At 65.5% G+C, this 19,691-nt stretch carries 21 protein-coding genes; 2 read left to right on the forward strand and 19 right to left on the reverse strand.

What is annotated here, in order from left to right:
* Positions 1-89: 89 nt before the first annotated feature.
* Positions 90-587 carry a hypothetical protein gene (locus AOP73_RS01770; RefSeq protein WP_061962929.1) on the forward strand — a complete coding sequence of 166 codons (498 nt, stop codon included), beginning with the start codon at positions 90-92 and terminating at the stop codon, positions 585-587.
* Positions 588-725: 138 nt separating this feature from the next.
* Here AOP73_RS01770 and pstB read toward each other — a convergent pair whose 3' ends face one another.
* The 6 genes from pstB to AOP73_RS01800 form a co-directional block, all read right to left on the reverse strand.
* Entirely contained in the window at positions 726-1,505 is a 780-nt protein-coding gene (pstB, locus tag AOP73_RS01775; RefSeq protein WP_061962930.1) for a phosphate ABC transporter ATP-binding protein PstB, read from the reverse strand.
* Positions 1,506-1,523: 18 nt separating this feature from the next.
* Positions 1,524-2,489 carry a phosphate ABC transporter permease PstA gene (pstA, locus tag AOP73_RS01780; protein ID WP_061962931.1) on the reverse strand — a complete coding sequence of 322 codons (966 nt, stop codon included), beginning with the start codon at positions 2,487-2,489 and terminating at the stop codon, positions 1,524-1,526.
* Positions 2,489-3,496, reverse strand: coding sequence for a phosphate ABC transporter permease subunit PstC (gene pstC / locus AOP73_RS01785; RefSeq protein WP_201774483.1), 1,008 nt, complete (start codon positions 3,494-3,496; stop codon positions 2,489-2,491). The genes pstA and pstC overlap by 1 nt, the downstream gene beginning before the upstream one ends.
* A gap of 83 nt (positions 3,497-3,579) precedes the next feature.
* Positions 3,580-4,725, reverse strand: coding sequence for a phosphate ABC transporter substrate-binding protein PstS (locus AOP73_RS01790; protein ID WP_061962932.1), 1,146 nt, complete (start codon positions 4,723-4,725; stop codon positions 3,580-3,582).
* A gap of 135 nt (positions 4,726-4,860) precedes the next feature.
* A complete protein-coding gene (locus AOP73_RS01795; RefSeq protein WP_061962933.1) occupies positions 4,861-5,556 on the reverse strand; it encodes a response regulator transcription factor in 696 nt (231 codons plus the stop codon).
* Entirely contained in the window at positions 5,553-6,683 is a 1,131-nt protein-coding gene (locus AOP73_RS01800; protein ID WP_061962934.1) for a sensor histidine kinase, read from the reverse strand. Before AOP73_RS01800 ends, AOP73_RS01795 begins: the two co-directional genes overlap by 4 nt.
* A gap of 142 nt (positions 6,684-6,825) precedes the next feature.
* Here AOP73_RS01800 and phoU point away from each other — a divergent pair, with 142 nt between their 5' ends.
* Positions 6,826-7,485, forward strand: coding sequence for a phosphate signaling complex protein PhoU (gene phoU, locus AOP73_RS01805; protein WP_061962935.1), 660 nt, complete (start codon positions 6,826-6,828; stop codon positions 7,483-7,485).
* 160 nt (positions 7,486-7,645) lie between these two features.
* Here phoU and AOP73_RS01810 read toward each other — a convergent pair whose 3' ends face one another.
* The 13 genes from AOP73_RS01810 to AOP73_RS01870 all read right to left on the reverse strand — a co-directional run bounded on the left by AOP73_RS01810 (position 7,646) and on the right by AOP73_RS01870 (position 19,688).
* Positions 7,646-8,386, reverse strand: coding sequence for a phosphoglyceromutase (locus tag AOP73_RS01810; protein WP_061962936.1), 741 nt, complete (start codon positions 8,384-8,386; stop codon positions 7,646-7,648).
* Positions 8,387-8,459: 73 nt separating this feature from the next.
* Entirely contained in the window at positions 8,460-9,551 is a 1,092-nt protein-coding gene (locus AOP73_RS01815) for a lactonase family protein (RefSeq protein WP_061962937.1), read from the reverse strand.
* Between the two features lie 15 nt (positions 9,552-9,566).
* Positions 9,567-9,881 (reverse strand): histone-like nucleoid-structuring protein Lsr2, encoded by a 315-nt coding sequence (locus tag AOP73_RS01820; protein WP_061962938.1) that lies wholly within the window; start codon positions 9,879-9,881, stop codon positions 9,567-9,569.
* Between the two features lie 133 nt (positions 9,882-10,014).
* Positions 10,015-10,239 carry a hypothetical protein gene (locus AOP73_RS01825; protein ID WP_061962939.1) on the reverse strand — a complete coding sequence of 75 codons (225 nt, stop codon included), beginning with the start codon at positions 10,237-10,239 and terminating at the stop codon, positions 10,015-10,017.
* Complete coding sequence (lysS, locus tag AOP73_RS01830) at positions 10,239-11,702, reverse strand: lysine--tRNA ligase (protein WP_084626699.1); 1,464 nt, start codon at positions 11,700-11,702, stop codon at positions 10,239-10,241. Before lysS ends, AOP73_RS01825 begins: the two co-directional genes overlap by 1 nt.
* A 49-nt stretch (positions 11,703-11,751) precedes the next feature.
* Positions 11,752-12,651, reverse strand: coding sequence for a carboxylating nicotinate-nucleotide diphosphorylase (gene nadC, locus AOP73_RS01835; RefSeq protein WP_061962941.1), 900 nt, complete (start codon positions 12,649-12,651; stop codon positions 11,752-11,754).
* 163 nt (positions 12,652-12,814) lie between these two features.
* Positions 12,815-14,515 (reverse strand): L-aspartate oxidase, encoded by a 1,701-nt coding sequence (locus AOP73_RS01840; protein ID WP_061962942.1) that lies wholly within the window; start codon positions 14,513-14,515, stop codon positions 12,815-12,817.
* Positions 14,516-14,628: 113 nt separating this feature from the next.
* On the reverse strand, positions 14,629-15,117 hold the full coding sequence (gene panD / locus AOP73_RS01845) for an aspartate 1-decarboxylase (RefSeq protein WP_084626484.1): 489 nt from the start codon (positions 15,115-15,117) through the stop codon (positions 14,629-14,631).
* A gap of 84 nt (positions 15,118-15,201) precedes the next feature.
* On the reverse strand, positions 15,202-16,047 hold the full coding sequence (gene panC / locus AOP73_RS01850; RefSeq protein ID WP_061962944.1) for a pantoate--beta-alanine ligase: 846 nt from the start codon (positions 16,045-16,047) through the stop codon (positions 15,202-15,204).
* Complete coding sequence (locus AOP73_RS01855) at positions 16,044-17,006, reverse strand: Rossmann-like and DUF2520 domain-containing protein (protein ID WP_061962945.1); 963 nt, start codon at positions 17,004-17,006, stop codon at positions 16,044-16,046. Before AOP73_RS01855 ends, panC begins: the two co-directional genes overlap by 4 nt.
* Entirely contained in the window at positions 16,996-18,585 is a 1,590-nt protein-coding gene (locus AOP73_RS01860; protein ID WP_061962946.1) for a PH domain-containing protein, read from the reverse strand. The genes AOP73_RS01855 and AOP73_RS01860 overlap by 11 nt, the downstream gene beginning before the upstream one ends.
* A gap of 77 nt (positions 18,586-18,662) precedes the next feature.
* Entirely contained in the window at positions 18,663-19,142 is a 480-nt protein-coding gene (locus AOP73_RS01865; protein WP_061962947.1) for a PH domain-containing protein, read from the reverse strand.
* A 39-nt stretch (positions 19,143-19,181) separates the two neighbouring features.
* Positions 19,182-19,688 carry a DUF3180 family protein gene (locus tag AOP73_RS01870; protein ID WP_061962948.1) on the reverse strand — a complete coding sequence of 169 codons (507 nt, stop codon included), beginning with the start codon at positions 19,686-19,688 and terminating at the stop codon, positions 19,182-19,184.
* Positions 19,689-19,691: the final 3 nt, after the last annotated feature.

Genomic DNA, 19,691 nt, shown 5'->3' on the forward strand with positions numbered 1-19,691 from the left:
TCACTGACGGTAGCGACGCGCCGGTGGCATCGCATCCTCTAAAGCGACTATTCTGGTGACGCACTCAAGCCCTGGAAAGGACTCCCCTCGTGAAGTTCATTGCGCCCGCCCGCGTCGCGGTCATCGCCATCGCTGGCGCCGTAGCCCTTGCCGGCTGCTCATACGTCAACCCCATCATCACGCAGAAGCCCTATGCGGCAGCCGACGGCCTGCAGGCGCAAATTGGCGACGTGCACGCGAGCAATCTACTGATCGTCACGACGGCAGTGGATGAGCCGGCGTCGCTTACCGGGAGCCTATACAACGCGGGTGACGAGGACGCCACCATTGTCTTCGCGCTCGACGGCGCGCACGGCGTAGACGTATTGGTCCCCGCAAAGACCCAGGTCTCCATGGCGGTCGACGGCGACGTGCCGGTCCTCGCCTACGCCCCAGTCGCTCCCGGCCTCATCGCCGATGTCGCGATTCAGTCGGAGGTCACAGGCGTGATCACCACCCCCGTGCCGGTCGTGAACGGTGACCAGGAGGAGTTCCAGCCGGAGCTCGAAGCCCTCGCTGAGGCTGACGTGCCCGCCTACGACGCGTAGCGACTCGAACACAGCTGACGAACGAATGACGAAGGGCCCGGGGAAACCCGGGCCCTTCGTCATTCCCATACCCCAGCCACGCGCGTGGCAGTGGACGGGCGCGGCAGGGACTTCTCGCCCCCGCCGTAAGACAGCGGATCAGCCGAAGCGACCCGAGATGTAGTCCTCAGTGGCCTTCTCAGAGGGCGTCGAGAACATCGTGGCCGTGTCATTCATCTCGATGAGCTTGCCCGGCTGTCCGGTGCCCGCGATGTTGAAGAATGCCGTTCGGTCCGCGACGCGCGCCGCCTGCTGCATGTTGTGCGTCACGATCACGATCGTGTACTCGTTCTTGAGTTCCTGCATGAGGTCCTCGATGGCCAGCGTAGAGATGGGGTCCAGCGCCGAGCACGGCTCGTCCATCAGCATGACGTCAGGCTTGATCGCGATCGCACGTGCGATGCATAGCCGCTGCTGCTGCCCACCGGAAAGCGAGGAGCCGGGCTTGTCGAGTCGGTCCTTGACCTCATTCCACAGGTTGGCGCCTCGTAGCGACCCCTCGACCAGCTCTTCCGCGTCGCTCTTGGAGATACGGCCGTTGTTGAGCTTGACGCCAGCAAGCACGTTCTCCGCGATCGACATGGTCGGGAAAGGGTTGGGGCGCTGGAACACCATGCCGACGTGCTTGCGCACGGCCACGGGGTCGATGTTCTTGGCGTAGAGGTTCTCGCCATCCATGAGCACCTCGCCCTCGACGCGAGCTCCGGGGATGACCTCGTGCATGCGGTTCAGCGTCCGCAAAAACGTGGACTTGCCGCAGCCGGACGGACCAATCAGGGCCGTGACGGAGTTCGGTTCGACCGCCAGCGAGACATCCTCTACGGCAAGGAACTTGCTGTAGTAGACGTTGAGGTTGTTGACGTCAATGCGCTTAGACACGTGTGCTCCGGATCTCTTCTAACGGCCAGTCTTGGGCGAGAAGTACTTGGATATGAGGCGCGCAATGAGGTTGAGCGCCATGACTATGAGGATGAGAACGAGTGCGGCCGCCCACGCGCGCATCTCGGTGATCTCTGGGACACAGGGGATGCCCGGGTCGTTGCAGGGCTGCTCGCCCTTACGCCACTCGGCCACGATGTAGACGGGCAGGGTCATCATGCGGCCCTCGAACAAGTTCAGGTTCATCGAGTCGGCGGCACCCACGGCGATGAGTAGGGGGGCCGTCTCGCCAATGACGCGCGCGATGGCCAGCGTCACACCAGTGGTGATTCCCGCCATCGCGGTGCGCATGACGACCTTGACGATGGTGAGCCATTTGGGAACGCCGAGTGCGTACGAGGCCTCGCGCAGCTCGTTTGGTACCAGACGCAGCATCTCCTCCGTGGCGCGCACCACGACGGGGATCATCAGCACGGACAACGCGACCGCACCGACGATGCCGAGCTTGGTACCGGGACCGACAACGATCGCGAAGACTGCGTAGGCGAAGAGACCGGCGACGATGGACGGGATGCCCGTCATGACGTCCACGAAGAACGTCACCATCTTCTTGAGGCGACCCTGTCCGTACTCGACCAGGTAAATCGAGGTCAGTAGGCCGATAGGCACCGAGATGATGGTCGCCGCGAGTGTGATCAGGAGCGTGCCCCAAACGGCGTGAATAATCCCGCCCTCAGGCATGCCGCCAAAGACTCCACGCATGGACTGCTCGAGGAAGTCAAGGTTGAAGTTGTGGTTGCCGTCGGCATCCACAAAGAAACGCTGCATTCCTCGGGTCACCACGGTGACGGACAGCCATACCAGCGGGATGACGGCAATAGCGAATGACAGGTAGATGACTACCGACATTCCGTTGTTGGCGAACCGTCGGCGCGCGCTCAATTGTCCGAGGGTACTCACGGACTTTTCCATGGTCGTAGCCATCAGTTAGCTCCCGAGAATTCTGACCGGCGCGAGACTATCCACCGCGCGAGCATGTTGACGAGCAAGGTGATGACGAACAGCGCGAGACCCATCGCGATGAGGGCGGAGACGCCCTCGGAGTTGGCCTCGGGGAACTTCAACGCAATGTTGGCGGCGATGGTGTTGTGGAGTCCGCCCTGCAGGATTGCGAAGGAGTAGGACAGCCCGGGCGACAGGATCATGTAGACCGCCATCGTCTCCCCGAGCGCGCGTCCAAGTCCCAGCATCGTCGCGCCAATCATTCCGGAACGCCCGAAGGGGAAGACCGCCATGCGGACCATCTCCCAGCGAGTGGCGCCCATGGCGAGTGCAGCCTCTTCGTGAAGGGTGGGGGTCTGCAGGAAAACCTCGCGGGTGACCGCAGTGATGATCGGGATGATCATGATGGCCAGCACGATGCCAGCAGACAATGCCACGCGACCCGTGTTCGACACGGTTCCGGTCAGCGGGTCGGGTGCGAAGAGCGGAATCCAGCCGAGGTTCTCCCCTAGCCAGTTATAGAATGGCTGCAGTACTGGCAACACCACGATCGCGCCCCAGAGCCCGTAGACCACCGAGGGAATCGCAGCGAGTAGGTCGATCACGTATCCGAGCCCCGCAGCAAGCTTGCGCGGCGCGTAGTGAGAAATGAAGAGCGCGATGCCGATGGACAGCGGAGTGGCGATGAGTAGCGCTATGGTCGAGATGAGCACCGTGCCAAATACCAGGTAGCCCACGATCTGGATGAGGTCCTGCCCCATATCGGGGCGAATCCAGTCCACCTTGGCGGCCAGTTCACCACTGGTGTCAGTAAGCGCGGGCCAGGCCTCGACCAGGAGGAAGGTCGCGACCGCCGCGAGCGTCGCCAGAATCAGAGAGGCCGAGACAAGCGAAACGCCGCCAAACACCTTGTTGGCGACGGATTCCTTGTGGGCGGTCAACGGCACCGCTGCTGCCTCGAAGGGCTTGTGCTCTTCAGTCGTTGTCACGCGTGATCTCCATTAGAGGCTGACATGGGCGGTGGTGGACTCATCCTTGCGGACGAGCCCACCACCAGTCCAGTTGAGATGAACTACTTGGTCGCGTCGATGGTGTCGAGGATCGACGTGATCTTCGACGACAGGTCGGCCGAGATGGGCGAGGAGCCCGCCGCTGATGCGGCAATCTGCTGACCATCAGCCGACGCCACGTACTTGAGGAAGCCGGTCACGAGGTCGCGGTCGGCTGCATCATCGTACTGCTGGCAGAGGATGTGGTACGAAACGAGGACGAGCGGGTACGCGCCCGCAGCCGTCGTGGTGCGGTCGAGCTCGTAGGCGAGGTCGTTCTCACCGTTCGCACCCTCAGCGAGGGGCGAGGCGTCAACAACTTCCGCGGCCGCCTCGGCCGAGAACGGCACGTTCTCGTCACCAACCTTGAGCGCAACGCTTCCGAGCGATCCGGCGCGCGAAGCGTCGGCGTAGCCGATGGTGCCCTGCGTGTCCGTCACGATCTGAACGACTGCCGAGGTGCCGGGGCCCGACTCGCCGAGCGAGTTTGCCCACTCACCCGATGCCTCATACGGCCACGAGGTCGACGCCTTCTCGAGGTAGTCGGTGAAGTTCTTGGTGGTACCGGACTCGTCCGCGCGGTGAACCATCGTGATGGCGAGGTCAGGAAGCTCGACGCCCTCGTTCTGGCTGACGATGGCAGGGTCGTTCCACTCGGTGATCTTGCCGTCGAAGATCTGCGCGATGGTGTCAGCGTCCATGTTCAGAGACGTGATGCCGTCGAGGTTGAAGATGACCGCAATAGGCGAGATATACATCGGCAGGTGGATGGCACCCGACTCACCGTCACAACGGGTGACGGCCTGGGCGTACTCGTCTGAATCCATGAGCGAGTCCGAGCCGGCGAACAGCGTGCCGCCGTCGAGGAACTGCGTACGGCCACCGCCGGAACCAACGGGGTCGTAGTTCACGGTGACGTCAGGGTTGACCTGCTGAAAACCTGCGCGCCATGCCTCCATGGCGGACTCCTGCGACGAGGCGCCGGCGCCGTTGAGCGAGCCGCTCAGCGTCATTGCCTCGGCGGGCTCGGTGGCTGCGTCGGTCGCCGCCGTGGTGGTGGCTGCGTCGGTGGCTGCGGTGGGCTCCTCGTTCGAGGGCGAGCACGCGGCCAGTGCGAACGTCAGCACGGTCGCGGTGGCGATGACGCCGGTGCGAGTTGCAATCTTCACAGTCGAATTCCTAACTTACTTGGGACACCCGGCTCCTTGCCGGACAACATCCAACGTAGGGAGCGAAGGTAACGAGACACCTGGGCAAATCTGAACTCTGGGTAAACGTTGGGTGAACGCACACGGGAGCGTCGATCACGGCTCCAGCGTGTAGCCCACTCCCCGCACGGTTTGGATGATGACGGGCTCCGCAGGCACGGCCTCAATTCGGCTGCGAATGCGCTTGATGTGGACGTCCAGGGTCTTGGTGTCGCCAAAGTAGTCCGCACCCCACACGCGGTCGATGATGACCTGGCGCGGAAGCACTCGGCCGGCATTCTGTGCCAGGAGGAACAACAGGGCAAACTCCTTGGGCGGCACGGATTCGGACTCACCGTTGCGGGTGAGAGTGAGGCGCTCCGGGTCGAGCGTCATGCCCGCCACCGTGAGGCGCTCGGGCTCATCCGGGATCCCCTCGAGTCCGGTGGCGTGCCGGCGTAGCACGGCACGGATGCGCGCAACGAGCTCGCGTCCTGAGTACGGCTTGGTCACGTAGTCGTCGGCGCCCAACTCGAGTCCGATGATCTTGTCCACCTGGTCGTCCTTGGCGGTCACCATCAAAATGGGCACATCCGAGCGCTCCCGGATGGCATGGAAGACCTCGGTACCTGACATCCCCGGCAGCATCAGGTCCAGTAGGACCACGTCTGCGCCATCGCGGGCGAATGCCGCGACGCCCTGCGGCCCGGTCTCCGCGAGCATGACCTCGAACCCCTCGCGTCGCAACAGGAAGTTCAGAGAGTCGCGATACGACTCCTCGTCTTCCACCACAAGAATGCGTGCCTCGGTCATTTTTCTCCCTGGATTTCCGGGTCGACCCCGTGTTCTTGAAGCCTGAGTGTGAATGTTGAGCCCACGCCTCGCTGCGACCAGACGTCGACGGTTCCCGCGTGCTGCAATGCCACGTGCTTGACGATGCTGAGGCCCAGCCCAGTGCCACCACTGTCCCGTGAGCGGGCGGGGTCCGTGCGGAAGAAGCGCTCGAAGATGCGTTCCTGGTCCTTGGGGTCGATGCCAATGCCCTGATCGACCACGGCTATCGAGACGGTGCCGTCTTCCGTCTTACACGACACCGTGACGCGCTTGCCCGGATCCGAGTAGTGCACTGCGTTGTCCACGAGGTTACGCAGCGCCATCAGCAGGAGATCGCGGTCGCCCATGACCATGGGGTCCGTCTTCACGTCGGCAGTCAGGGTGATGTTCTTTGACTCGGCGGTGAGCGACGCGCCGTCGAGCGCTTCTGCAATCACATCTGCGATGTGCACGTCCTCGTAGTCGAGGACCGACTCGCCTCCTTGCAGCCGCGAGATCTCGATGATCTCTTGGATCAGTTTGGTAAGGCGCCGAGCCTCCTTGCGCATCTTGCCGGCGAAAGACCGCACCATGTGCTCATCGTCGGCACCTTCCTCGATGCTCTCGGCGAGTAGCGACAACGCGCCCACAGGAGTCTTGAGTTCGTGGGAGACGTTGACCGCGAATTCGCGACGTGACTGCTCGGCAATGCGTGCCTCGGTGTGGTCGTTAACCACCGCAAGGACAAGGTCGCTGTCCAAGGGCACGGCACGCACGTGAACTTGAGACGTCACCCCGAGAACTCCACGCTTGACCGTGATTTCCTCCTCGACAGCCTCACTGTGCTTCCAGGCCAGTTCTGCGAGGTCCGCGATGGCCGGCAGGAGGGCGCCGTCGGGCCGCGCCACCCCAATGGCCGCTGCTGGATTGTTGACGAAAGCCGCACGCCGATCCCGGCGCACAATCACCGCCCCAGACTGCAACACCGACAGCAACTGCCTGGTCCGGTGGGGAACCAGGGTGCTGGCGATGATCTCTTTGCGCTGCTTGCGGCGCAGGGCGATCGCTACGATCGAGGCACCTAAGGCGGCACCAAGCACGGCGGCGAGCCACACGTCTGGGTTCATGTGGTCACAGTAACGAGCCGATAGCGTGTTTACCCAATGTTCACGCGTCTCACCAAATGTTTACCTAGCTCGGTACCGGAATTCCTTTGTTCACCTGGCGACCGGTGCGACACTATTGGGGACACAACCTTCTAGGAGAACTATGCGCACGCTGTTTACCGCCGAACTGTCGGAACTCGCCGACGACCTCATTGCCATGAGTCAGCACGTGGAGTCCGCCATCTCACGCGCGTCCGAGGCACTGCTGACGGAGAACGTGGAACTCGCGCAGAAAGTCATCGCCGATGACGCGAAGCTTGACGACCTGGAGCAGAACGTCGACGAACGCTGCGTCCTGCTCATCGCGCAGCAGCAGCCCGTGGGGCTTGACCTGCGCACGCTCGTCGCGAGCCTGCGCATCTCCGCTGGTCTGGAGCGCATGGGCGACCTTGCCCAGCACATCGCCGAGGCCGCACGCCGTTCGTACCCCGAGTCGGCCATTCCGGCCTCGCACCGCGAGATCTTCGAAGGCATGACCGCGGCAGCCAAGCAGACGGCATCCGAGGTCGTCGAGCTGATGCAGACTCGCGACCTGAACGTCGCAGCGCGCATCGTGAGCGACGACGACTTGCTGGATGACCTGCACTCGCAGGCCTACGGATCGCTCCTCGCCGAGGGCTACACCGGCAACACTCAGGAGACCCTGGACATCGCGCTCATGTCGCGTTATTTCGAGCGCTTTGGCGACCACGCCGTGAACGTCTCGCGCCGCATCGTCTACTTGGTGACCGGCGACCACACAGGTGACCGCGCCTCAATCTAGGCTCCTCACGGCTCAGCAGTCACTGAGTGCCGAACGCTCGCGCTTCTTGGCACCGAACGACTGCCAGGGCGCACCGAGAACTGATCCGTAGCGACGAAGGCCCCGGGTTCCCATCCAGTAGGAATGGGAACCCGGGGCCTTCGCGCTGTCTGCCGTAAATCTACTTCTTGCCCTGGTTCGCTACGGCCGCGATCGCAGCCTCCGCGGCGCTCGGGTCGAGGTACGTGCCACCCACCTTGATGGGGTTGAGGTCCTCGTCGAGTTCGAACACGAGCGGGATGCCGGTAGGAACGTTGACGCCCACGATGTCCTCGTCCGCGATCTTGTCGAGGTGCTTCAGCAGCGCTCGGATCGAGTTGCCGTGCGCAACCACGAGGACGGTCTTGCCTGCCTTGAGGTCGGGCACGATCGCGCCATCCCAATAGGGCAGTGCACGCTCGAGGACGTCCTTGAGGCACTCGGTCTTGGGCGTGGGCTCTCCCGCGTAACGGGGGTCTCCGGCCTGCGAGAATTCGTTGTCGTCCGTGATCTCGGGCGGCGGCACGTCGTAACTGCGGCGCCACGTCATAAACTTCTCCTCGCCAAACTGCTCGAGGGTCTCGGCCTTGTTCTTGCCCTGCAAGTCACCATAGTGACGCTCGTTGAGGCGCCAGTCGCGCTTGACGGGAATCCAGTGACGGTCGGCGGAGTCGAGCGCCAAGTTGGCGGTCATGATCGCGCGGCGCAGCAGTGAGGTGTGCACCACGTCCGGTAGAATTCCCTCCTGCTTGAGCAGCTCGCCGCCGCGAATCGCTTCGCCCCAACCCTTCTCGTTGAGTGAGACATCCACCCAGCCGGTAAACAGGTTCTTGGCATTCCATTCGCTCTCGCCGTGGCGGAGCAGGATCAGTGTGTAGGTCATGTCTTCATTCTTCCGCATTAGGCGCGCGAGCGCGAATGACGTTGGTCCCGGGCGAGTACTGCTCAGGTCGCGGCTACTTCCTGCTGGTTGCCACGACGCACGCCGGACTAGTGACGGGATAGCTCCGATGCGCGACGTGGGACACCTCGCCCACGGCCGCCTCCGGCGCCAGCGCCAGCACGTCCGCGAGATCGAAGCGACGCACGTGGTGGCCGCGTTCCTCCCCCACCCACAAATTCTCGTCGATCACGGCAAAGTAGCGCGGCCAGAATCCGGCGTCGAAGCAGCCGCGGTAGCGGGCCTCGCCCTCGGGACTCAGGTCAAACACGGAGATCACGTCAGCTCCGCGAACACTGACAAGCAGCACGTCACCGACGAGTTGAAGGTGGCCGTCGTTGACTTCGTCGCCGGTACGGTGCGGGGCGGTCGTCGACGCCACCTCCGCAATCACGTCCGCCGATGCGGTGGCAGAGTCCCAGCGCAACGTCCTGAGCTGGTGGTCCAGTTCGCACACCACGTAGATGAGATTCCCCCGGACGGCGAAGTGCCGCGGACCGGCGCCAGGAGCGAGTGTCGCGGCGATGCCGTCCGCGACCAATGATCCGTTGGGCTGGACGACGTACCGGCGCAGCTCGTCGGTGCCTAGGTCGGCCACCAGCAGGTGCTCGCCGCCGGGAGCGAAGCCAGCCGAGTGCGCGTGTGGCGCCTCTTGCCGGTCTGGGCGCGCGCCCGAGCCCTCGTGCCCGAGCATCTGAGCCGGCGCATCGGCCGCAAAAAGGCCGTTCGGAAGCAGCTCCACCACGCCTACGTCACCGCTCATGTAGTGACTCACGTACAGCGTGAGGGCGTCCGGCGAGAGGAGGAGGTGGCAGCCCGCATGGCCGCCGGTCACGAGTGACGCCGCGACCACGGGCGCCGTTGGGTCGCTCACATCGATCGCGTGGACGATGCTCGGGTCCGCCTCGGTGACCGCATACACGAGCGGCATGTCGGGGTGGGCGAGAACAAAACTGGGCGCGGGAAGTTCAAGCACCTGCGTCGGGGCCCCGTCGACCCCTAACCAGATGCCCTCCCCCAAGCCCTCCTGCGTTCCGAGGCCCGCGGCGGGGTACGTGCCCCACCACAGCGCGCGCGCAGTTGAGCCAACAACGTGCGGGGTATTCACGTACTGAGCTTCCACCTACTGGGCCGCGTAGTAGGCCTCGCGGACTTTCGCGGGGATGCGCCCGCGAGAGGAGACCTCGTGGCCGTTGGCCTGTGCCCAGGCGCGAATCTTCGCGACGTCACCCTTGGTGCGGGGGCGCGCGGCGCTCTTTTTCCCGGCCGTGCGGCGACCGGCCTCAACGTAGGTCGAGAAGGCGGCACGCAATTCAGAAGCGTGGGTCGCATTGAGGTCAATCTCGTACGCAACGCCGTCGAGCGCGAAACCAATGGTTTCCGTCGCGTCGCCGCCATCAAAGTCATCAACAAGAACTACCTGAATCTTCTGAGCCATGAAGAATGCCAATCCGTAGATGTCGCGTGAATACGTGTTTCACATACTACGGCCAGTCTGACAACAAATGCGCAGGGCAAATAATGGCAATTCCACACATAAGGCGATTGCGCCAATTAAACGGAACGTGTAATCAACTTCCGCCCTTTGTGGATTCGCTGGAATCCTCGGATTCGGCGCGCTTGGCAAGAATCTCCTTGGCCACCCTTGCCTGCTCGGCATCGTACTCAGCGTCGGCTGCCGCGAGTGCGGCGCGCTCGTTACGGTCTGCGCGTAGCACGCCTCGCATCGCGTACCAGAAGACGAGCCCGACACCGATAGACGGAACGATGCCCGCGACGACTGGGGTCCAGTTCATTATTCCTCCCCGGGCTTCACGAGCGGGAACGTGATGGTATCCCTGATGCCCAGCCCAGTCAGCGCCATGAGCAGGCGGTCCATGCCCATGCCCATGCCGCCCGCGGGTGGCATCGCGAACTCCATGGCGGTCAGGAAGTCCTCATCGAGACGCATCGCCTCGTCGTCCCCCGCGGCCGCCATGCGCGCCTGCTGCTCAAAGCGCTGGCGCTGGATGACTGGGTCCACCAGCTCCGAGTACGCCGTGGCGAGTTCGAAGCCCCGCACGTAGAGGTCCCACTTCTCGACGATGCCGTCCTGAGTGCGGTGATCTCGCGTGAGCGGCGACGTCTCTACCGGGAAGTCGCGAACGAACGTCGGTGCGGTGAGCGCGTTTCCCACGTAGTGCTCCCACAGCTCCTCGACCAGCTTGCCGTGGTTGACTCGCGCGGGGTTGACGGAGATGTCGACAGCGTCGCACCACTCAAGTAGCTGGGCGACCTCGGTCTGGGGAGTGACGTCATGGCCGAGGGCGTCGGAGAGCGACCCGTACATGGTCAGGTCAGCCCACTCGCCTCCCAGGTCGTATTCGGTGTCATCCGCAAGTGTGACGAGGGTCGAGCCAAATACATCCGTGGCCGCGCCCTGAATAAGGGACTGCGTGAGTGCGGCCATGGTGTCGTAATCCCCATAAGCCTCGTATGCCTCAAGCATCGAGAATTCGGGGGAATGCGATGAATCCGCGCCCTCATTACGGAAATTGCGGTTGATCTCGAATACGCGGTCAATTCCACCCACGACGGCGCGCTTGAGGAATAGCTCTGGGGCGATGCGGAGATAGAGGTCAAGATCGAACGCGTTCATATGCGTAACAAAGGGGCGAGCTGCCGCGCCGCCGTGCTGGGTTTGCAGCATCGGCGTCTCAATCTCGATGAATCCACGCTGGTGCAGGCTTTCGCGTAGCGAACGCATCACATTTGCGCGCTGGCGCACGGTGTCGCGGGCGAGGGGACGCGCGATGAGGTCGACGTAGCGCTGGCGGACGCGACCCTCCTCGGACATCTCCTTGTGCAACACGGGCAATGGGCGCAGCGCCTTGGCTGCGAGGGCCCAAGAGTCAGCGAAGACCGACACCTCGCCGCGCCGCGACTTGATGGCGCGGCCGTGAGCGAAAAGGTGATCGCCCAGGTCGACGTCAGTCTTGAAGGCGGCGAGGGACTCCTCCCCCACCTCAGCAAGAGAGAGCATGATCTGCAACCGCTCACCGGCGCCGTCCTGCACGGTGGCAAAGCACAGCTTGCCGGTATTGCGCACGAACACGACGCGGCCCGCAACGCCCACCTCGTCGGCAGTTTCCTCACCATCATCAAGGTGCGCATAGGCAGCTTTAACGTCGGCAATCTCGTGGGTCCGGGGGACGGAGACCGGGTAGGCCTGTCCGCCGGAGGCGATGATGCGGTCGCGCTTTTCGCGCCGTACGCGCATCTGTTCGGGTAGGTCTAGCTCGTCAGTCACCCTCTTAGGGTACCTGCGCTCAACTCAGGTCAAGCGCGAGGTCGATGATGGGAGACGAATGCGTGAGGGCACCGACGGACATGTAGTCCACTCCGGTGCGCGCGACGTCGGCGGCGTTCTCCAGAGTAAGTCCGCCAGTCGCCTCAAGCCACACCTTGCCGATGTCATGCTCCAGTGCACGGACGGAGGCGACGACCGATGCCATCTGATGCCGATCCATGTTGTCGAGCATCAGGAACGTCGCGCCCGCGGCAAGGGCCTCGTGCGCCTGCTCCCAGCTCTCGACCTCGACTTGGATGGGGGTGCGCGGGAATGCTTCTTGAATGGCATCGAAGGCCGCGCTCACCGAGCCAGTGGCGACGATGTGATTGTCCTTGACCATGGCGCAGTCAAAAAGCCCCATGCGCTTGTTGATCCCACCGCCGCATCGGACGGCGTATTTCTCAAGTTCTCGCAGACCGGGCGTGGTCTTACGCGTGTCGAGCACCTTCGCCCCAGTGTCCGCGAGCGCGTCTACCCAGCGGCGCGTGTGAGTAGCAACTCCGCATGCCCGCGACATGAAGTTCAGCAGCGTGCGCTCGGCGATCAGCACCACGTGGCCGGCGCCCTCGAAGTGGGCCACGGCCGTCGCAGCGGGAACGACGTCGCCGTCGTGCACCAGGATGTTGAGTCGCGGGACGGGAAGGTCGAGCCGCTTGGCCACCTGGGTCAGCACCTCGCGGGCCACCGCAGTGCCTGCGACAACGCCGGCCTCGCGCATCACTAGCGAGCCCTCGACCTGGGTGGTGGCGGCGATGGTCGACTGCGTGGTGACGTCGCGACCTGGGTCTCCTCCCAAGTCCTCGTCGAGCGCGCGTGCGACGGCGGCCGACAGCCACTCGGTATCGAGGGGTTCACGTTGTTTCCGGTGCTCTGGCATGTCCACACCGCCAGGCTACCGCCCAGCGCGATGCCTCCAGGTAATGGGCCATCTCGTCTCGCCCGCGATTCTCTGCGTCCTAGCAGTACATGAGTGTCGAAAGGTAGCCGCTTTCCGCACTCACGTACTGCAGGGGTGCACGATGACTGGGCGCGAGGCCCCGTCAGCCCAGTTCGAGGGGCGCCTGGACGCGGCCCAGCGTTCCGCCGGGGCCGAGGACCGAGGCGAGCCGCACCTGCCAGTGCTGGTCGTCCCGCTCGGGGAAGTCCTCACGCACGTGACCCCCACGAGTTTCTTGGCGCGTGAGCGCCGCACCCACGAGGACCGCGCCGGTCGCGAGGATGTTTGAGGTCTCCCACTCGGCGAGCTGAGGGACGGCCGGGGCCTCCTCTTCGGTCTGGAAGCGCTCGCGCAGGCGGTCGAGCTTGAGCGAGGCGGAGGACAGACCCTCGGCGGTACGCACAGGGCCAGCGCCCGCATGTGTGATGGCCTGGATCCGAGGACGCATTGTCGCGGGCACCAGCGTGGTGGGACCGCCCCTGTCCACGGGCTCGTGCTGCTTCACCAGCCCGCCGGCCACGGCCTCGGCCGCGTCCTGGGCGGCGCGCTTGGCGAAGACCAGTCCCTCCAGCAGCGAGTTCGAGGCCAGCCTGTTCGCACCCTGGACACCCGTACAAGCGGCTTCGCCGATGGCATACAGTCCCGCCTTGGTGGAGCGTCCGCGCAGGTCCGTGAGGATTCCGCCGGAGTGATAGTGCTGGGCGGGGGCCACGGGGATGAGCGCGTGCCCCATGTCGAGTCCGCGCTCGGCCAGGCGCGCGTGGATGGTGGGGAACCGCTCGCGCAGAAACTCACTTCCCAGGTGGCGGCAGTCGAGGAAGACGCTGTCCGAGCCCTCCTCGTCCATCATCGCGACGATTCCCTTCGACACCACGTCGCGAGGCGCCAACTCGGCCATCTCGTGGCGGCCCACCATGAAGCGCTCGCCGGCGGCGTTGAGGAGGTAGGCGCCCTCGCCTCGGACAGCCTCGGAGATCAGCGGCTGCTGGCCCGTCGCTCCCGAGCCCTGCCAGAGCACGGTGGGGTGGAACTGGACGAATTCGATGTCCGCAATGGCGGCGCCTGCACGCAGGCCCGCAGCCAAACCATCGGCAGTGGCACTGGGCGGGTTGGTGGACGAGCGGAACACCTGGCCGATGCCGCCGGTCGCCATGATCACGGCTTTCGCCAAGGCGGCGCCGACTCCGTCGCGCGTGCCCTCGCCCTTGATGTGCAGCGTGACTCCGCACACCGCGCCGGGGTTGCCGTCGGCGTCGGGTGCCGCGGTGAGGAGGTCGACCACCATCGCGTTCTCGATGACTTCGATGCCGGGGTCGCTCTTCACGGCGTCGAGCTGAGCGACAAGCGCCCGGCTGATCTCTGCGCCGGTCGCGTCCCCACCGGCGTGGGCGATGCGGTCGCGGTGGTGGCCTCCCTCGCGCGTCAAGGTGATCTGGCCGTCGTCCTGCATGTCAAAGACTGCGCCGCGAGCCATGAGTTCGCGCACCCGGTCGGGGCCCTCGGTGACGAGCGCCCGCACGGCCTCCTCGCTGCACAGGCCAGCGCCAGCGACAAGGGTGTCCTGCAGGTGCTCCTCGGCCGTGTCTTCCGGGTCGAGGGCGGCCGCGATGCCACCCTGCGCCCAGACGGTCGACCCGGAGCTGAGTTGGCCCTTGGTCACCACGAGCACGCGGTCCACCTTGGAGCGCAGCTCCAGCGCGGTGGTGAGCCCGGCGATGCCGGAGCCCACCACGATCACGTCGGCGGACGTGGTCCACCCTGGCTGCGGCGCGGCAAGGCGCTGCACGAATCGCACGTCGGTCATGGGTGAACGCTACCGTCCCAGCGCCCGCCCATCACCTCTCTCCGCAACGTCCGCACCTTAAATCGACAGATGCGAACCGTCACCGCGCCCGTGCGCAGCTCAGCGAGGGCGATTTAGGGTGTGGGCGTTCCCGGGGTTGCCTTGAAGGCATCCCACCCCTGCGTCCTGAAGTCGTGCACCGGTAGACCCGAACGCTCGAGATCCGAACCGTCCGGGACGTCACCAGGTTCGTCGCACTTCTGCACGATCCGGTTGTCCGCATCCACGAACACCACTGCGGGCTCGTAGTGATGCGCCTCCTCGTCACCGATCATGCCGTAGCTAATGATGATCACCATGTCGTCCGGGTTGATCAGGTGTGCGGCGGCGCCATTGATGCAGATCTGGCCGCTGTCCGGCTCGCCAGGAATCGCGTAGGTGGTCAGCCGCGCTCCGTTGGTGACGTCCACGACGTCCACCTGCTGGCCGGGCATGAGGTCCGCGGCCTCCATCAAGGTGGCGTCGATGGTGATCGAGCCCACGTAGTGCAGATCCGCCTGGGTCACGGTGGCGCGATGAATCTTGGAGATCATCATCGGCCGCTGAAGGGTTTTGAAAGTCATAAGGGTCCTTCCTGGTAGCTCAGGATTGGTTGGTTCGCGATTGCCATCGCCGATGCTGGGGCTAGGTTCGCCCAGCGCTCGGGCTTACGCCGAGGAGCCTTGGCCCAGGTGGGTGGCAACGTTGTCGATCAGCCGCGTCTTCCCGACGCGGGCGGCGACGGCGATCACGGCGTCGCCACGATAGTCGTCCGCTACTGGCTGCGCAGACGCGGGGTCAAGCGCCGCGAAGTATTCGACGACGACAGCGGGCGTGTCCGCGAGCACCTGCTCGCCGGCGCGAATCACCTCGGCGACGGCCGCGCCGGAGCCGGCCGCGGCATCGGCCGCTCGGAGCGCGCGCGCAAGCACGAGTGCGTCGTCACGCTCACTCGCGGACAGGAAGACGTTGCGTGAACTGCGCGCGAGGCCGTCGTCGTCGCGCACCGTGGGGGCCACAGCGATCTCGACGGGCACGTTGAGATCCCGCACCATCGTGCGCACCGCAATCACCTGCTGCGCATCCTTGGCGCCAAACACGGCGACGTCGGGACGAGTGAGGTTCATGAGCTTGAGGACTACGGTCAGGACGCCGTCAAAGTGGCCCGGGCGCGCGGCACCCTCGAACACCTCATTGATGGCACCCGCGGCCACCGTGACGATTGGCACCCCGCCCGGGTAGACGTCGTCGAGGGCCGGCGCATAGAGCACGTCGACGCCTTCGGCCTCGAGCAGCGCGGCATCGGCCCCAAGTGTGCGCGGATAGCGCTCCAGATCGGCTGGGTCGTCGAACTGCAGTGGGTTCACGAACACCGTCACCAGCACCTCATCGGCGATTGACCGAGCGTGGCGCACCAACGTGAGGTGGCCCTCGTGGAGGGCGCCCATGGTCATCACGACGGCACGCGTACCCCTGGGGGCGCCGAGTTCGCTCGCGACTGTCACGGTCCTCATGGGGCGTCACCACTCATCGGCGGCGCACCCGCGGATCCAAGCGCCGCGATGAGGTCTGCGTACTGCGCCGGCCCGATGCGGCCGCCAGCGAGCGCTAGGTCAGCCGTCGCGCGCGCCATGGCGATGTACGCCTGCATGATGTCCGGGTCAGACGACAGCGCCTCGACGTGGGCCGCCACGGTGCGCGCGTCTCCGCGCACCACGGGCCCAGTCAGCATCGTGACGGCCCCCGGCGCCTCGCTCACGGCGCCCTCGACCGAGGCGTGAACCACCGGTCCGAGCAGCTTGCCCGGCTCCGCCACCCCCATGCGAGCCAGCACCGCACTCGACTGCGTCACCGCGGTGACGACGTGGTTCGCGGCGTGGCAGATGGCCGCGTGATAGGCCGGGCGGTCCTCGTCCGCGATCACGATGGGCTCGCCGCCCATCTCTACGGCGAGTGCGAGGGCGATGGGCAACACCCCGGCGGGCGCGCTCACCGCGAAGGTGGCGTTGACCAGGCGGGTGTGGTCGAGCGAGGTGCCCGTGAAGGTCATCGCGGGATGAATGGCCAGGGTCAGCACGCCTTTTCCGGCGGCAGCAGCGAGCACCTCCGTGCCGTAGCGCCCGCACGCGTGGACGGCGATCTGACCAGGGCGCCATGCATCGACCGCAGCGAGGCCGGTGACGATCTCCTCGAGGGAGTCATCCGGCACTGTCACGAGCACCAGATCGGCGGCGCGGACGATCGCCTCAGGATCCAAGTTTGGAACGCCCGGCAGCAACGTGTCGATACGGCTCACGGATTCCTCGGACACCCCTGATGCGCCAATCACTGTGTGGCCGGCCTGGCGTAGCGCGGCGCCGAGAACGGCCCCTACCCGTCCCGCACCCACCACGCCGACCCGCAACCGGCCAGGCTTGGGTCGCGCGTTCGCGTCGTCGACATTGACTGCATCGGGCTGAAACTCATCGGGCATCGAGACCAACTGCTTTCATCCATTGTTCGGGAGTCTGGTGTTTGCGGCCCTCACGCGCCCGTGCCGCCTGCGCGTCCAGGAGAGCGACCGCGTCAACCAGGGCAAGGTGTTTGGCGACGGGCTTGACGGGACCATTGGTGGAATGCACCTCCACCGAGGCGAGTCCCAAGGCGCGCTGCAGCGGACCCTGGCGAAGCTCGAGCGACTGGGTGCGGGCGTGAGGCGTGATGCTCACTTCCCTGACGAACCTGCCACTTCGAATGACCAGAGCTGAGTCCGTGGCCCGCACGCCGCGTTGTCGCCACTGGAACAGGTCCAGGGCACGCGCTCGGCGCGGAGAGGTGGTGAAGCCGTCCTCGGCCCTGGGGCTCTCCATGGCCTCCGTGATCGGGGCGCTGGGGTCCGTGCCGTCCTCGCCCACGAGTCCAAGGTCAGGCAGCACCAGCCACACCGCCTCGAGCGCCTCCGCCCTGCTTCCCACCGGCAGCAGGGTAGACACCGCGTCCTGGTCGTTCTGATAGCCGGCGACGTTGATGCTGACGTCCCACCAGCCCGGCTTGCGCCACCACCAGGATTGGCGCAGCCGCACGGCCTGCACGCGACCGGGGGGCACGGTCTGGCGCCGGGTCTCGAGCAGCCCATGACGCAGCCTAATGCCGTCCTGCGAGATGCCGGCCTTGAACCCGAAGCCCCGATTGAGCTGTGTCCAGAAGAATCCCAGCAGGCCGACCACCACCGGCACCGCCGTCACTAACGACGTTCCAACGATCGCCAGGAAGATCCGCTCGATGTCGATGCGAAAAATCACGATCAGCAACACGATCCATACGGGCGTGAGTAGCAGCCAGAACGTGGGCCAGGACAGTGCAATCGAGCCGATCAGCCGGCCGTTGGGCACCGCGTAGACGGGCCGTTCCGCCGCCGCGGGGCGGTCGGTGCGGTCGTTCGCGGTTGCGCCGTGCAGGCCGCCGAGCACGAGGTTGTCCCCTTGCAGCGCCCCTAGCGAGCCATGCGCCGAGGTGGACGAGCCCGCGTCACTCGCCACGGCATCGGCCGCACGTGGACCATCGGCAGCGTCGGTGCCCTGCGAGGGGTCACGTCGCCGCTTGTACCCCGCGGCGAGTTCCAAAATCTCGTTGCGCAGTGCCTCCGCGTCACCGATGCGCAGGTATTCGAGCGCAATGCCCGAGTTCTCGCCCCCGGCGACCTCGATACGAATCACCCCGAAGCCCACCAGCCGTGCGAGGAACGGCTGCACCACGTCCACGGCCTGGAGGCGGTCCAGGCGGGCCTGGCGCTGCTGACGGAAAAGCACGCCCTTGCGTTGGTAAACCGCGTCGTCGCCGATTCTGTATTGGTTGAAGCGCCAGCCCAGGTAGCCGAAGAGGGCGACGAGCGCGATGATGCCCAACAGAATCGCGCCGATGACGAAGTACGACAAGTGCGTCGCGTTGATGGCGTCGGTGACACCGTCGTCGCTTCCGCCGCCCACCCAGTCCGGCGCCCGGGAGACCACCATGTAGAACAGGATTGCGCCCAGCAGGGGCCAGATGCCCAGGAACGGTGACACGGGATGCACGCGCGTCCACTCGCGCGGGGCGCGGTAAAGGTGGCCGGGACGCGGGGATTCGGCCGGCCCAGGCGGGGGCAGTTGACTCACAGGCCCGCCAGCTGTGCCTCGCCACGGGTGGTCAGCCGGTCGCGCAGCCGCGCCGCCTGAGCCACGGGGACTCCTGAGATGTGAGCGTCGGTGCCCGGCGAGGCGGTGTGCAGTTGCACGCGTGCGATGCCGAACATGCGTGCCATGGGCCCCGCCTGAACCTCGACGTACTGCATGCGACCGTAGGGAACTACGACGACGCGGCGGAACATACGCCCGCTCTTGACGACGAGGTCGTCATCGCGCTCGGCCCACGCATGTGCGGTGACTTGGCGCACAGCCACCCAGGTGGACCATAGCCCCGCCACGAGCACCACGGCAGCGCCGATGTACCACCAGCCGCCTGCGTACGCCTGCAGCGCCAGCAACACCACGGCGAAGATCAGCACCGCAAGCCACACGGAGATCAGGCGGGCGGGGATCAGGCGCCGCGAAACGTATGTCCACTGGGCATCGTCCGGGTTCAACCAACTCATGTGGCTAGTCTGCCACCCACACGCGCACGCCAGGCGCGGCTAGTTCGCTCCGGCGGCCGTGCCGCGGCTCGGATCTCCGCGTCTGGGCTCGCCGCGCCCCGATTCGTCGTCGTGCCTGTCGGTCTTGCACCAGTGCTCGGAGACGACGCCTGCGCCCAGCAGGATCAACCCGCCGAGCACGGCAATCATTGCCGAGATGGCCGTCTCTCGCCTAGGGGCGTGCTCCCAGAAGTCGAGCAGCGCGATGGCGTAGCCGCCATACACACCGGCAACGGCCGCACCCGCATACGCGCTGGCCTGCGCGAACGCCACCGTCCTGGCCGCGCGAATCCCACTCAGGTCCGGTTTGTTGCCCCGCTTGTACTGCCGCACGGCCCACGCGAGCGCGAGCGCGGTCCCGGCCACCACGACACACACCACCGCGACGGTCCAGGGGACCGACAACGGGGTCGAGCCGCGCGACAACGCGACGCGCGTTACGATCCAGCCCGCGGCGCCGGCCACCAGCAGGACCAGGACGAGGCGCCGCCAGGTGAGGTGGGTCACGGG

The sequence above is a fragment of the Demequina aurantiaca genome (assembly GCF_000975135.1).
GTDB lineage: Bacteria > Actinomycetota > Actinomycetes > Actinomycetales > Demequinaceae > Demequina > Demequina aurantiaca.

Excerpts from the sequence above, each read along its gene's own strand:
- AOP73_RS01800 (WP_061962934.1), bottom strand. The coding sequence starts at position 6,683 with ATGAACCCAGACGTGTGGCTCGCCGCCGTGCTTGGTGCCGCCTTAGGT.
- pstA (WP_061962931.1), bottom strand. The coding sequence starts at position 2,489 with ATGGCTACGACCATGGAAAAGTCCGTGAGTACCCTCGGACAATTGAGC.
- lysS (WP_084626699.1), bottom strand. The coding sequence starts at position 11,702 with ATGCGCGTACGGCGCGAAAAGCGCGACCGCATCATCGCCTCCGGCGGA.
- AOP73_RS01825 (WP_061962939.1), bottom strand. The coding sequence starts at position 10,239 with ATGAACTGGACCCCAGTCGTCGCGGGCATCGTTCCGTCTATCGGTGTC.
- AOP73_RS01855 (WP_061962945.1), bottom strand. The coding sequence starts at position 17,006 with ATGCCCGATGAGTTTCAGCCCGATGCAGTCAATGTCGACGACGCGAAC.
- panD (WP_084626484.1), bottom strand. The coding sequence starts at position 15,117 with ATGACTTTCAAAACCCTTCAGCGGCCGATGATGATCTCCAAGATTCAT.
- panC (WP_061962944.1), bottom strand. The coding sequence starts at position 16,047 with ATGAGGACCGTGACAGTCGCGAGCGAACTCGGCGCCCCCAGGGGTACG.
- AOP73_RS01810 (WP_061962936.1), bottom strand. The coding sequence starts at position 8,386 with ATGACCTACACACTGATCCTGCTCCGCCACGGCGAGAGCGAATGGAAT.
- nadC (WP_061962941.1), bottom strand. The coding sequence starts at position 12,651 with ATGCCAGAGCACCGGAAACAACGTGAACCCCTCGATACCGAGTGGCTG.
- AOP73_RS01840 (WP_061962942.1), bottom strand. The coding sequence starts at position 14,515 with ATGACCGACGTGCGATTCGTGCAGCGCCTTGCCGCGCCGCAGCCAGGG.
- AOP73_RS01795 (WP_061962933.1), bottom strand. The coding sequence starts at position 5,556 with ATGACCGAGGCACGCATTCTTGTGGTGGAAGACGAGGAGTCGTATCGC.
- AOP73_RS01820 (WP_061962938.1), bottom strand. The coding sequence starts at position 9,881 with ATGGCTCAGAAGATTCAGGTAGTTCTTGTTGATGACTTTGATGGCGGC.
- AOP73_RS01865 (WP_061962947.1), bottom strand. The coding sequence starts at position 19,142 with ATGAGTTGGTTGAACCCGGACGATGCCCAGTGGACATACGTTTCGCGG.
- phoU (WP_061962935.1), top strand. The coding sequence starts at position 6,826 with ATGCGCACGCTGTTTACCGCCGAACTGTCGGAACTCGCCGACGACCTC.